This window comes from Flavobacterium sp. B330r (assembly GCF_056824325.1).
The window spans coordinates 3,070,248-3,083,089 of record NZ_CP124860.1 but is presented as its reverse complement, the minus strand read 5'-3'; the positions used below and the strand labels follow the sequence as shown (position 1 = coordinate 3,083,089).

General features: G+C 36.3%; 7 protein-coding genes and 2 rRNA genes. 2 read left to right on the top strand and 7 right to left on the bottom strand.

Annotation, left to right across the window (positions count from 1 at the left end; genetic code table 11):
• Nucleotides 1–80 precede the first annotated feature (80 nt).
• The 5 genes from uxuA to QLQ95_RS13765 form a co-directional block, all read right to left on the bottom strand.
• Nucleotides 81–1,244, bottom strand: coding sequence for a mannonate dehydratase (gene uxuA, locus QLQ95_RS13785; protein WP_428238743.1), 1,164 nt, complete (start codon nucleotides 1,242–1,244; stop codon nucleotides 81–83).
• Between the two features lie 156 nt (nucleotides 1,245–1,400).
• A complete protein-coding gene (locus tag QLQ95_RS13780; RefSeq protein WP_320495633.1) occupies nucleotides 1,401–2,138 on the bottom strand; it encodes an SDR family NAD(P)-dependent oxidoreductase in 738 nt (245 codons plus the stop codon).
• An 18-nt stretch (nucleotides 2,139–2,156) separates the two neighbouring features.
• Nucleotides 2,157–4,310, bottom strand: coding sequence for an alpha-glucuronidase family glycosyl hydrolase (locus QLQ95_RS13775; protein ID WP_320495634.1), 2,154 nt, complete (start codon nucleotides 4,308–4,310; stop codon nucleotides 2,157–2,159).
• A gap of 279 nt (nucleotides 4,311–4,589) precedes the next feature.
• Nucleotides 4,590–5,621 (bottom strand): LacI family DNA-binding transcriptional regulator, encoded by a 1,032-nt coding sequence (locus QLQ95_RS13770; protein WP_320495636.1) that lies wholly within the window; start codon nucleotides 5,619–5,621, stop codon nucleotides 4,590–4,592.
• Between the two features lie 141 nt (nucleotides 5,622–5,762).
• Nucleotides 5,763–6,209: a PepSY-like domain-containing protein gene (locus QLQ95_RS13765; protein WP_428238741.1), complete on the bottom strand. Its 447-nt coding sequence runs from the start codon at nucleotides 6,207–6,209 to the stop codon at nucleotides 5,763–5,765.
• A gap of 299 nt (nucleotides 6,210–6,508) precedes the next feature.
• Here QLQ95_RS13765 and QLQ95_RS13760 point away from each other — a divergent pair, with 299 nt between their 5' ends.
• Both QLQ95_RS13760 and QLQ95_RS13755 read left to right on the top strand, forming a co-directional pair.
• Nucleotides 6,509–8,662: a tetratricopeptide repeat-containing sensor histidine kinase gene (locus tag QLQ95_RS13760; protein ID WP_482500278.1), complete on the top strand. Its 2,154-nt coding sequence runs from the start codon at nucleotides 6,509–6,511 to the stop codon at nucleotides 8,660–8,662.
• 48 nt (nucleotides 8,663–8,710) lie between these two features.
• Nucleotides 8,711–9,352, top strand: a complete 642-nt coding sequence (locus QLQ95_RS13755) for a response regulator transcription factor (protein ID WP_095931324.1) — start codon at nucleotides 8,711–8,713, stop codon at nucleotides 9,350–9,352.
• 324 nt (nucleotides 9,353–9,676) lie between these two features.
• Here QLQ95_RS13755 and rrf read toward each other — a convergent pair.
• Nucleotides 9,677–9,786 (bottom strand): 5S ribosomal RNA (rrf, locus tag QLQ95_RS13750).
• A gap of 152 nt (nucleotides 9,787–9,938) precedes the next feature.
• Nucleotides 9,939–12,820, bottom strand: a 23S ribosomal RNA gene (locus tag QLQ95_RS13745).
• Nucleotides 12,821–12,842: the final 22 nt, after the last annotated feature.

The following is a 12,842-nucleotide window of genomic DNA, read 5'->3' as shown; positions in this document are numbered from 1 at the left end:
TTAATCGTTTTTTATTCGTTTAGTTTTGTCATTCCGAGGAACGAGGAATGACAAATTCCACGTATTATTTCAAAGAATAATTACAAATCCAATTTATAACCAATTCCCATTTCCAGACCTCTCAACTCAGCCAAACCTTTTAGTCTCCCTGTCAAGGAATAACCAGGATAAGTTTCTGTTGCTTCATCAACTTGATGAAGAAAACCATGATCTGGGCGCATTGGCAGACTCATTTTGGTTTTGTTCATTAATAAAAGTAATTTCTCAACAATCAGTTCCATTTTAACATCGCCGTCTAAATGTGCCGATTCCCTAAAAATAGTTTCGCTTTCGCGGATGGTATTTCGAAGATGTAAAAAGTAAATTCTATCCCCAAAATCGTCTATAATTTTCTCTAAATTATTTTTTGGATCAGCGCTTAATGATCCTGTGCAATAACATAATCCGTTTGCTATTGACGGAACGGCGCTGAAAATAGCTTTCAAATCGGCTTCTGTTGAGACAATTCTTGGAAGACCTAAAACCGAAAATGGCGGATCATCTGGATGAATCGCTAACTTTTGTTCATTTTTCTCTGCAATCGGAGTTACTTCTGATAGAAAATAAATCAGGTTTTCTCTTAATTTATGATTATCGATTTCAGCATAATTCTCTAAAAGGGACAAAATCTGCTCTGCCGTAAAATGGATTTTACTTCCTGGCAATCCTAATAAGACATTTTTAAACAACAGTGCTTTTTCATCTTCAGACAGTTGATTTCCGAACTGCAAAGCTTTTTCTTTTTCAGTCTCTGAATAATCGTTTTCTGAATTTGGTCTTTTCAAAAGAAACACATCAAAATAGGTAAATGCCTCCTGATTATACAGCAAAGCTCTGCTTCCGTCTTCGTTTATAAAATTATGATTGGTTCTTACCCAATCCAGAATCGGCATAAAATTGTACGTTATAATTTTGATACCACACTTCGCCAGATTTTGTAAACTGATTTTATAATTTTCAATGTATTGCAGATAATTTCCAGAAGCTCGTTTGATTTCTTCATGAACAGGAAGACTTTCAACCACAGTCCATTCCAACCCATAATTCCGAATAATTTCTTGTCTTTCTTTTATTGCTTCAGTCGTCCAGACATCGCCAACCGGAATTTGATGCAATGCGGTAACAATTCCCGTTGCGCCAGCTTGTCGGATGTCGATCAACTTGACATTGTCGTTTGGACCGAACCATCGCATAGTTTGCTGCATTTTTATCATACTTCTTTTTTTTATGCCACGAAGGCGCTAAGTCGCAAAGTTTTTGTTTCCCGCAGATTTTGCAGATTAAGCTGATTTTAATCTTTTTAATCCTTTAATCTGTGGCTTCAAAAAACCTTTGAGCCTCTGCCCTTCAAAAACTTTAAATTAAAACCCAATACTATTTCCTCCATCAACAGGCAATACTGTACCGGTAGTATATTTTGATTCGCTTAAAGCGAAATAATAAACCGCATCTGCAATGTCTGATGGTTCTCCTAAATATCCCATTGGTGTTCTTCCTAACACTTTATTTTTTCTTTCTGGATCATTATCAAGTGCTGTTGACGACATTTTGGTTTTAATAAATCCTGGAGCAATACAATTTACGCGAATTCCTGCAGGTGCCAATTCTGTTGCCATCGCACGTGTCATTGACTCAATTGCGCCTTTACTAGCCGAATATGCAATTACTTTTGGAATTCCGTACTGCGATGCCATAGAACTGATATTGATAATGCTTCCGCCTCCGTTTACTTTCATATTTTTTACGACCTCTCGGCTCACACTAAAAACGCTTAAAAGATTGGTATGGATAATCGATAGAAAGTCTTCGTCCGTCACATCAGCAATTTCTTTTTTCATATTAATCCCAGCGTTGTTAACTAAAATATCAACTGAGCTATTTCTTGTAATACTTTCAATCATCGCAGGAATACCTTTCAAATCGTTCAAATCGAAAATCACTGGAATAGCATTTTCTCCAATTTCTTTGCAGGCATCTTCTGTTTTTTCTTTTGATCTTCCAATGATGTAGGTTGTGATACCGTTATCACATAATTTCTTTGCTGTCGCAAATCCTAAACCTGAATTTCCTCCAGTTACAATTGCTGTTTTCTTAATCATAATTTTTATAAAATATATTTATCCATTTCCGGGTGCAAATGGGAATTTTAATGATTTAAAATAATCTAAGGTTTGTCTTGGTTTTTCAACTCCTTCAGGAAGTTCTTTTCCCGAAAACTGCTGAAAATATAGCAAACATGCATCATGCCACCATTGTGCTTCTTTATGCTGAATTTCTAATAACATTTTCACTTCGTTAAAACGTTCGTTGTCAACATACTTTTCTGCCTGATTCCAAACATTCTGCATTGTTGCCACCTGATTTACACCTTCCTGATATTTTAATGCCAAACCATTCCAAAGTGTTTGTCCATTTTTCAGTTTATAATCCCAAGAAACATGATGAAACCACAAAAGATCTTTTTCTGGACAAGTTTCTAAATTATCAAAAAGTTTTTCTATTTCTGGCGCATATTGTGAAGTGGCATTGGTTCCCGCCTTTGATCTATCGAAACCAATTCCGTTTTTGTCTGCTTTATGATAGTAAGTCGGATTCCATTCTGGTCTTGACAAATTCGAAACCCAAGGTCCTGGACCGTAATGATGTCCAGTATCCATAATATGATGCAAACCAAGCGGTGTCATATAACTGACAACAGCTTCACGCGATTCCATCATGATATTTTTTACAGGTTTAATGAAATTTTCATCGTTTGAAAAAGTACATCTTAACCATTCATCAGCAATGGTTTCAGAATCTAAATACGGATTCCAAGCCAGTCTTCCGAAACCATACCAATTTGCCTGTAAAAAAGGGTGTCCTGTCCAGTTTAAATCATTCCCAATATTAGCAACGCCTGCAATTCCGGTTAATTTGTTTTGATATAAATTGCCATCAATAACTTTAGCAACAGTTGAACCTTTTCCTTTTTGATAGGTATCTGACTCTAAAACTTCTTGAAATAATTTTGGCAAGAAAACCAAATGCGTGCTGAAGCCTAAATATTCCTGCGTGATTTGAAACTCTATCATTAAAGGAGTTTTCGGCATTGCTCCAAATAACGGATGAAAAGGTTCTCTGGGCTGAAAATCGATTGCTCCGTTTTTAACCTGAACAATTACATTCTCTTTGAATTTTCCATCATACGGCTGAAATTCGGCGTAAGCTTGTTTCGCACGATCATTTGCATCATGTTCTGAATATACAAAAGCTCTCCACATAATTACTCCGCCAAAAGGAGCAACAGCATCAGCCAGCATATTTGCACCATCAACATGGTTTCGTCCGTAATTTTGCGGCCCAGGCTGACCTTCTGAATTGGCTTTTACCAAAAATCCTCCAAAATCTGGAATTCGTTTATAGATTTCAGCTGACTTATTTTTCCACCAATTAATAACTTCAGGATCTTTTGGATCGGCAGTTTTTAAGTTTCCAATTTCGATTGGTGCTGAAAATCTTGCAGTTAAATAGACTTTTATTCCGTAAGGTCTAAAAACATTGGCTAAAGCTTCTACTTTTTCTAAATACTGCGGAGTTAAGATCAAAGCGTTTGCATTTACATTGGTCAAAACTGTTCCGTTAATTCCGATTGAGGCATTCGCTCTAGCGTAATCAATATAGCGCTGATCGATAAAATCTGGAAGTTTCTGCCAGTTCCAAAGCGAAAATCCAGCGTAACCTCTTTCAACTGTTCGGTCTAAATTATCCCAATGGTTTAGGATTCTGATATTGGTTTTAGGAGAATCAACAATATTTAAATTTTTAACCGATGTATTCGTTTGCAAAATTCTTAAGAAATTAAAAACTCCGTATAAAACCGCAACTTCATTTTTTCCTGTAATAATGATTTGCTTTTTGTTTTTTAAAGAAATGGATTTGATGATAAAACCTTCTTCATTTATTTTATCAAAATCAGATTTCAATTCATTTTTTAGTTCAATACTCAAATTCGATGCTGAACCAACGATAAGATTATTTTCTCCTTTTACATCTGATTTTATTTCGGGAATATTTCCTAGCATATCTGAAAATCCTGTTTTGATTTCTTTCTCAGCAATTTTAATAGTTTCGGAGTTTCCTAAAATAATAATTCCTTTAAGATTGTTTTTGTATTCTGAAGCTATTGTAGAATTAGCAACTGTATTGTACTGAAGCCACAATTTATAATCCTTTTGTGCTGAAGCTTGAAAGGAAATCAGAAGAAACAGGAAAAGAAATCGTAGTAAAGCCATGGTTTTAATTTATTCTTTATAATGTCATTTTTACAACATCAATATTTTACATCCAATTAAAAGTATTTGATAAAATTTTAATTTAAAAAATACATTATCTTAAACAAAACAATAAATGCAATCGGTTGCGTAAAAATATAGGATTGTTATTTAAGAAAAAAATTTTGAGTTGCTTTTTTTCAAAAAATATATTTCTACAACAAATAAAAGCAGGATAATTATAAAAACTATCCTGCTTTAACTGGTGGATTTACTATTTTAAATCCTTTATTTTTGATTCTATTTCTGCGAAGATTCTCTTGCCAGTACTTCCGTATTTAAGAATGTAATTTCTTTGGCATCATCATCATTTTTAGATGATTTCAAATTTTTTATAATAATATCAGCCGCTGCTTTTCCCATTTTTTCGGCAGGATGCGTAATAGTAGATAAATTCGGATCTATAATCTGCGAGATCGGGTCGTTGTTAAAACCAATTACTTTGAATTCTTCTGGAACTTTAATTCCGCGTTTTTTAGCAGTTTGAACAGCACTTACTGCTAAAATATCTCCAGGTGCAAATAAACCGTCTGGAATTGGGTTTAAATCGAATAAAGCGTTACTGGCTTTTACTCCATCTTCATAAGTAACAGAATTTAGATTGATAATCAATTCTTCTTCAACCTCGATATTATGGTCTTTTAAAGCTTCGATGTAGCCTCTTTTTCGTTCGTTATATAAGTTTCCTAATTCTGAACCAGCCGTTAAATGTGCAATACGAATACACCCTTGTTCAATAAGATGTTTGGTAGCTTTGTAACCTGCTGTATAATTGTCAATTACAACTCTAAAAGTATTATAATCTTTCGGAACCCTATCAACAAAAACTAACGGAATATTATTGTTTGAGAACTGATGAAAATGCGCTGTATCTCTGGTTTCCATTGCCAGCGAACAAATTACACCGCTCACACGATTGGAATACAAAGATTTAGCCATATTTACTTCTTCTTCATACGAGTCATGCGACTGCATAATGATTACAGTATAATCTGATTTCTGAGCTGTAATTTCGATTCCGCTGATTAGAGAAGACAGAAAGGGCTGTGTAACAGTGGGAATCAAAACACCAATTGTTCTGGTTTTATTTCCACGCAAACCTGCTGCTAAAGTATTGGGAACGAATCCCATTTCTTCAGCGGTTTTTTTCACTTTCTTTATCGTCTTGTCACTTATGGTATGATGATCTTTTAAAGCTCGTGAAATAGTAGATGTAGCCAGATTAAGTCTCTCGGCTATATCGTAGATCGTTACATGTTTATTTTCTTCCATGAAATAAAAAATAAAGATGTAAATATAAACTATTTTCGTTCAAGATGTTCTATTGTAAGATTTCGCACAAAATAAAAATTTCCTGACTATCTCCATTAAAATTGGAGACCGATCAGGAAAATTCATCCGTGTTATGATTTGTTATTTTTTAACATCGTTCTTTTTGTCTTTTAAAATTTTACCATCTTTGGTAAATTCTAGATCAATTTTGTTTGTTAAATCGACATCAAGATCTTTGTGCCCATAGTCGATGTGCGTTATTTTTTCATTCGGATGATTCTTAGCTACATAAGCTTTAATATTATCTGGAATAAAATCAGTAGGAATTGGGTTGTCTCCACCGTCAACTTCACGATACGAACCGTCTTTCCAAAACTCTACTTCTGTTCCATCTTTGAGTTTTACTTCATATCCTTTTTCTCCATGTTCAGGATCTTTCTGTGCTTTTTCTACCAAAGTATGACTAAAATGTTTCTTTAAAAATTCCTGCGCTGGTTTTGGTAATTCGGTTACTTCAATTTTCTTCTGTGCACTGGCCGAGATTGTTGCAATTAACAATGTTATAGCCAAAAATAGCTTCATTTTCATAATTCATTTATTTAAGTATAGTATTACTAATTTACAACTTCAAAAAACGCATTCAAATGATTTTAAGAAACTTTTAGTTTTTTAAACAATCATAACATATTCACTTACAATAACTTTTAATTGTAATTTTTAGAAAAAATATATCACAACTTTGCCTAAAAAATTTATTTTAAGAAATAGGTGTTTGATCCTTTTGTAGTATTTTTACCTTTCGGATCCCACAAAGTCCGATATAATTAACCTTAAGAATACAACACTTTAAAATTTATTCATACCAATTAGAGTTCAAACCAAAACGTATGGCAATCTGGTTAGAAAGGCTTTTTTTATTCCTCCTTGTCTTTTTATCTTTCAGTCTCCATGCACAGATTGAAAATAAAAAGCAGGTCTTTGCCTCCAAAAAAAACTCCTCACTTAAACCAGACCATAAAATATTGGCTCTTTATGACTTGTATAATAAAGGAAACGAGAAAAAAGCATACAAAAACGCACATTTGCTATTAAAATCAAAAGCAGACAACCGATCTCTTGCAAGCACAAATCTTCTTCTTTCGTATTATTTTAACAAGAGAGCCATAATTGATTCTTCGATTTACTACACAAATCAGGCTTTTAAATATAATACCACAACCAATGATTCTTTAAAAAACCGTCTTTTCGCTTTGGGTTATAATTTGCTAGCGATTAATTACAATAAGCGAGGTTTGTTTAATGAAAGTAAAAAATGGCATCTTAAAGGAATAGAAGCTTCTCAAAAATACGATGAAAAAAATCTTTTTTACACTCATATACACGGTCTAGCACAAACTTATACAGAACTAGGAAATTATCAAAATGCTTTAAAATTATTTAAAGAATGCTTGGAATATAAAGAAGATACCGAAATAATTCTGGGAAGCTACATCAATATTGCGGATATTTATTCGAGACTGAAAGATTATGATAATGCCAATATTTATTACAAAAAAGGAAAAGCGCTCTGTGATAAAAACAATAATTTTCAAGGAAAAGCTATCGTTTTACTTGGTTTAGGTGAAAATTATCAGCATGAAAACAAATATCAAGAAGCATTAAAAACGTTTCAAGAAGCACTTGTTATTGCTGACGAAAACGAACTAAACCAATTGTCTGTTATTTCAAGAAGTACCATTGGAAACTGTTATATCTCTCAGAAAAAATACATTGATGCAAAATTGTGTTTTACCGAGGCACTCCAAAAATCTATACATTTTGGACTGCTTCAAACTCAAATAGAGATCTATGATGAATTGAGAAAAATTTCCATCAAACAAGAAGATTTTAAAAATGCTTATTTGTTTTATGAAAAATCAATTCATCTAAAAGATTCTATATCAAAACTGGAAAGAATAAAGGAAATTAATGAACTTGAAATTAAATACCAAACTACCCAAAAACAAAAAGAAATTGAATCTTTGAGATTTGAAAATGAAGTTAAAAAACTAGCCTTGGCTAGTCAAGAAGATGCAATCAAAAATATAATTCTTAAAGAAGAAATCTTTAAGAAAAATAATGAAAATACGCTTCTTGCTTACCAAAATTCATCTAACAAAAAAAGAAACGAAATAGCGCTCCTAAAAAAAAATCAACAATTAAAAAACCTAGAAATCAATCAACAAAAGAATTTAAAACTACTTATAATTAGTGCTTTTCTTATTTTATTGATTCCGATTATTGCACTGCTATTTCAGTTTCACAAACGATTCAAAGTGCAACATTTACTAAATATTAAGCAATCAGAAATTAGTTCTCAGAAAATAAACAGCATTTTAAAAGAACAAGAATTGGATCTAATCAAAGCATCAATCAGGGGGCAGGATAAAGAAAGACAACGTATCTCTCAAGAACTTCATGATAGTATTGGAGGTAATTTAGCGGCAATTAAACTGCAAATAAACAATTTAAATTCTTCTAATTTTTCGAATATCCAACAAATAAGCCAACAATTGGACGACACTTATCAGCAGGTTCGAAATTTATCGCACACTTTACTGCCTAAGAAATTTAGTCAAAATAAATTTCTAGAAGTTTTAGAATCATATTTGAATAATATTGGTGAGGCAAGCAAAATCAAGATTTCTTTTATTTCATATCCGAAGGAAGAAATTAATAAATTGGATGAAAATATTCAAGTTGAAATTTTTAAAATCATACAGGAGCTCTTAACTAATACAATTAAACATGCCCAAGCTACTGAAATTGAAGTTCAACTGAATTGTGTCGAAGATATCTTCAATCTTTTATTTGAAGATAATGGAATAGGTTTTGAAACCAAAAATACTCCAAAAGGAATTGGCCTAATTAATCTTGAAAATCGAATTAATAAACTAAATAGTTCATTTATAATCGATTCAAAATTAAAACGAGGTACTATCATTAACATAGAAATCCCAATTTTCCGATCAAAACCAAAAGCTTTAATAAAAAAATATTGATTTGAAGAACCAATTTCACGAATTAAAAAGCAACTAATATATTATTATATGACTAAAATTAAGCTACTTATTGCTGATGATCACACCATGTTCTTGCAAGGAATTATATCCTTATTAGAACAGGAAACAAATATCAATATTGTTGATAAAGCCGTAAATGGGATTGAGGCTTTGGAGATCATTAAAAAAAGTGCAATTGATTTAATTATTCTCGATATAAGTATGCCTGAAATGGACGGAATCGAATTGAGTAAAATTCTTAAAAAACAGCATCCACAGATTAAAATTCTAATTTTAAGCACACACAGCAATGCAATGATTATCTCTAGATTAATTAGAATTGGTGTAAATGGTTATTTATTGAAAAATGCTGAAAAAGAAGAACTACTTAAAGCTATTAACACAATTGCTTCAGGCGAAAATTACTTTGCAGAAGAATTAGAGGAAAAACATTTTACCAATAGTTCAAGAATTGAAAAACAGTCTTCTCATATAACAGAATTAAGTTCTAGAGAAAAAGAAATTTTAGTCTTAATAGCTCAAGAATACAATACAGCCGAAATTGCAGAAAAAACTTTTATTAGTTTAAATACTGTAAATACGCATCGCCGTAATTTATTATCAAAATTAAATGCGAAAAACACAGCTGGTTTGGTAAAATATGCTGTAGAGAATGGTTTAGTAGATTAATTGTATTACAATTCGCAAATTATATTACTTAAGCCCGAATAATATAGTAAAGCTCCCCAATGCTATACTAGCTATTCGAGCAAGTAATAAAAATCTGATTTTAATCAAATTAAAATTGCATGCTTATATCAATTTAATTCTCCAAAAATAATTTGATATACCTCGTTTACATTGCAACTTTAACACAAATCTACTACTCAACTTCATTTTTTACATCATTATAAATAATGATTTTACATTCTTTTTTTTCATGTTCAAACATTCCAAAAACCAAAACATATAAAAAACAGAAAACCCCATCCAATTTGGATAGGGTTTTCAAAAGAAAGGCGACGACATACTCTCCCACAAAACTGCAGTACCATCTGCGCAGGCGGGCTTAACTTCTCTGTTCGGGATGGGAAGAGGTGAGCCCCGCCGCAATAACCACCTTAAGGCTATTCGCTGCAAGCAGCTTTTAATCATTAATTACCAATTATAAATTGTTAATTATCAATTAAACAATATTTTAACATACTGAGATAAAGAAACAAACAAGCATTATTTAGAAAGTTTCCTCCCCCCGATTGCTCGGGGGGAAAAGTTTGTGCATAAGCTTACGGATTATTAGTACTACTCGACTATGACATTACTGCCTTTACATCTGTAGCCTATCAACGTGGTCATCTTCCACGATCCTTAAAAGAAATCTCATCTTGTGGTGGGTTTCGCGCTTATATGCTTTCAGCGCTTATCCCTTCCAAACGTAGCTACTCTGCGGTGCCCCTGGCGGGACAACAGATACACTAGAGGTTTGTCCAATTCGGTCCTCTCGTACTAGAATCAGATCCACTCAAATTTCTAACGCCCGCAGTAGATAGAGACCGAACTGTCTCACGACGTTCTGAACCCAGCTCGCGTGCCACTTTAATGGGCGAACAGCCCAACCCTTGGGACCTTCTCCAGCCCCAGGATGTGACGAGCCGACATCGAGGTGCCAAACCCCCCCGTCGATATGAGCTCTTGGGGGAGATCAGCCTGTTATCCCCGGCGTACCTTTTATCCTTTGAGCGATGGCCCTTCCATGCGGAACCACCGGATCACTATGCTCTACTTTCGTACCTGATCGACCTGTATGTCTCTCAGTCAAGCTCCCTTATGCCATTGCACTCTACGCACGGTTACCAAGCGTACTGAGGGAACCTTTAGAAGCCTCCGTTACTCTTTTGGAGGCGACCACCCCAGTCAAACTACCCACCAAGCACTGTCCCCCACATTGCGGGGTTAGGCCTCAGATAAACAAAGGGTTGTATTTCAACAATGACTCCACAACGCCTGGCGACGCCGCTTCATAGTCTCCAACCTATCCTACACATCATTTATCCAAGGTCAATACTAAGCTATAGTAAAGGTGCACAGGGTCTTTTCGTCCCACTGCGGGTAAACGGCATCTTCACCGTTACTACAATTTCACCGAGCTCATGGCTGAGACAGTGTCCAGATCGTTACACCATTCGTGCAGGTCGGAACTTACCCGACAAGGAATTTCGCTACCTTAGGACCGTTATAGTTACGGCCGCCGTTTACTGGGGCTTCAATTCAATGCTTCTCCGAAGATAACATCTCCTCTTAACCTTCCAGCACCGGGCAGGTGTCAGGCCCTATACTTCATCTTACGATTTTGCAGAGCCCTGTGTTTTTGATAAACAGTCGCCTGGACCTCTTCACTGCGGCCAGCATTGCTGCTGGCGACCTTTCTCCCGAAGTTACAGGTCTATTTTGCCTAATTCCTTAGCCATGAATCTCTCGAGCACCTTAGGATTCTCTCCTCAACTACCTGTGTCGGTTTACGGTACTGGTTCTTACTGCCTGAAGTTTAGAGGTTTTTCTTGGAAGCCCTTAGGCGCACTATCTCTTTGTCCGAAGACTCCGAGTACTATCGCATTTCACCAAGATCTCCGGATTTGCCTAGAGACCCTATAGCTAGGTGCTTTAACGAACTATTCCGTCAGTTCGCGGCGCTTTCATCACTCCGTCACCCCATCACAGCAATAAGAAGTACGGGAATATTAACCCGTTGGCCATCGACTGTCCCTTTCGGGTTCGCCTTAGGTCCAGACTAACCCACAGCTGATTAGCATAGCTGTGGAAACCTTAGTTTTTCGGTGTGCGGGTTTCTCGCCCGCATTATCGTTACTTATGCCTACATTTTCTTTTCTGACCGGTCCAGCATACCTTACGATACACCTTCAGCCCTGTCAGAATGCTCCCCTACCACTTGCACATACATGCAAATCCATAGCTTCGGTAATATGCTTATGCCCGATTATTATCCATGCTCGTCCGCTCGACTAGTGAGCTGTTACGCACTCTTTAAATGAATGGCTGCTTCCAAGCCAACATCCTAGCTGTCTGGGCAGACAAACCTCGTTCTTTCAACTTAGCATATATTTGGGGACCTTAGCTGATGGTCTGGGTTCTTTCCCTCTCGGACTTGGACCTTAGCACCCAAGCCCTCACTGTTATCAATCATTATATAGCATTCGGAGTTTGTCAGGAATTGGTAGGCGGTGAAGCCCCCGCATCCAATCAGTAGCTCTACCTCTATATAACTAAAATAACGCTGCACCTAAATGCATTTCGGGGAGTACGAGCTATTTCCGAGTTTGATTGGCCTTTCACCCCTACCCACAGGTCATCCGAAGACTTTTCAACGTCAACCGGTTCGGTCCTCCACTGTGTGTTACCACAGCTTCAACCTGCCCATGGGTAGATCACACGGTTTCGCGTCTAACACTACTGACTAAAGCGCCCTATTCAGACTCGCTTTCGCTGCGGATCCATGGCTTAACCACTTATCCTTGCCAGCAGCGTTAACTCGTAGGCTCATTATGCAAAAGGCACGCCGTCACCCCACGAAAGGGCTCCGACCGCTTGTAAGCGCATGGTTTCAGGATCTATTTCACTCCGTTATTCACGGTTCTTTTCACCTTTCCCTCACGGTACTGGTTCACTATCGGTCTCTCAGGAGTATTTAGCCTTAGCGGATGGTCCCGCCAAATTCAGACAGGGTTTCACGTGCCCCGCCCTACTCAGGATACCGCTATCCATTACATTTGTTGCCCATACGGGGCTGTCACCCTCTGTGGCGCTCCTTTCCAGAAGCTTCCGGTTCCTCATGCATGAAATGTCGCGGTCCTACAACCCCAGCTATGCCGTAACATAACTGGTTTGGGCTAATCCGCGTTCGCTCGCCACTACTTACGGAATCACTTTTGTTTTCTTCTCCTCCGCCTACTTAGATGTTTCAGTTCAGCGGGTTTGCCCACCTATCGGTGTGCTATGTCTTCAACATAGCGGGTTGCCCCATTCGGATATCTGCGGATCAATCTGTGTGTGCCAGTCCCCGCAGCTTTTCGCAGCTTATCACGTCCTTCATCGCCTCTGAGAGCCTAGGCATTCCCCATGCGCCCTTATTTTGCTTATTGCACCAATCTTGTTAATTAAAACA

Excerpts from the sequence above, each read along its gene's own strand:
- QLQ95_RS13770 (WP_320495636.1), bottom strand. The coding sequence starts at position 5,621 with ATGGAAGAAAATAAACATGTAACGATCTACGATATAGCCGAGAGACTT.
- QLQ95_RS13755 (WP_095931324.1), top strand. The coding sequence starts at position 8,711 with ATGACTAAAATTAAGCTACTTATTGCTGATGATCACACCATGTTCTTG.
- QLQ95_RS13780 (WP_320495633.1), bottom strand. The coding sequence starts at position 2,138 with ATGATTAAGAAAACAGCAATTGTAACTGGAGGAAATTCAGGTTTAGGA.
- QLQ95_RS13760 (WP_482500278.1), top strand. The coding sequence starts at position 6,509 with ATGGCAATCTGGTTAGAAAGGCTTTTTTTATTCCTCCTTGTCTTTTTA.
- QLQ95_RS13775 (WP_320495634.1), bottom strand. The coding sequence starts at position 4,310 with ATGGCTTTACTACGATTTCTTTTCCTGTTTCTTCTGATTTCCTTTCAA.
- uxuA (WP_428238743.1), bottom strand. The coding sequence starts at position 1,244 with ATGCAGCAAACTATGCGATGGTTCGGTCCAAACGACAATGTCAAGTTG.
- QLQ95_RS13765 (WP_428238741.1), bottom strand. The coding sequence starts at position 6,209 with ATGAAAATGAAGCTATTTTTGGCTATAACATTGTTAATTGCAACAATC.